The organism is Streptococcus sp. UBA3373, from assembly GCF_002360305.1.
Taxonomy (GTDB): domain Bacteria; phylum Bacillota; class Bacilli; order Lactobacillales; family Streptococcaceae; genus Streptococcus; species Streptococcus alactolyticus.
On record NZ_DEQF01000007.1, the window covers coordinates 718 to 1,487 of the forward strand.

Genomic DNA, 770 nt, shown 5'->3' on the forward strand with positions numbered 1-770 from the left:
GGACAGACGGTCAGCACCATTTACCATTTTCAAGAACAGGATTTTCACGAAGATACTTATGACATTGCAGTGAGGGAGGTTTTTAGTCGATGAGGGATGCCTTACGAAAAAGCCCAGTAACCATGATATTATTGGCCATGACGACTCTTGTCTTTTTAGCCATGCAGGTACTTTATTTGGGAAATGCCAGCACTGGAACAGCTGTTTTTAATTTTGGGGGAATGTACGGAGCTTACGTTGCCTACGACCCTAGCCAATTATGGCGCTTGGTCACTCCGATTTTTGTTCACATTGGTTGGCAGCATTTTATTTTTAATGCATTGACACTTTATTTTGTTGGACAATTGGCCGAGCAGATTTGGGGACATCATAAATTTCTGGCTTTGTATGTCTTATCTGGGATTGCTGGAAACGTCTTTACCCTTTTCTTCACGCCAAATGTGATTGCAGCAGGGGCTTCGACGTCTTTATTTGGCGTTTTTGCCGCGACCATGGTTGTTGGCTATTTTGGTAAAGACCCTTTTTTAAAGGAAGTTGGGCGTAATTACCAAATCTTGATTGCCATTAACTTATTGTTTAATCTGTTTAGCCCAAGTATTGGTATTGTCGGACATATTGGTGGTATTGTCGGAGGACTCTTGTGTGCCGTCTTTTTACCAACGCAGGTTGATGAAAAGTTATTTCAACCGTGGCAACGCTGGCTAGCTCTAGCAGCCTATATTATTCTAAATGGTTTACTTGTCTTTTTAGCCTTGTAAGGCGCTAAAAAG

The 770-nt window shown here is 41.8% G+C and carries 1 protein-coding gene and 1 pseudogene; both read left to right on the forward strand.

Going from position 1 to position 770, the window contains the following annotated elements:
• A pseudogene (locus tag B3R79_RS07465) lies at positions 1-93 on the forward strand (5-formyltetrahydrofolate cyclo-ligase); the annotation flags it as partial.
• Positions 90-758, forward strand: coding sequence for a rhomboid family intramembrane serine protease (locus B3R79_RS01375; protein WP_204984654.1), 669 nt, complete (start codon positions 90-92; stop codon positions 756-758). The pseudogene B3R79_RS07465 and the gene B3R79_RS01375, both read left to right, overlap by 4 nt.
• Positions 759-770 lie beyond the last annotated feature (12 nt).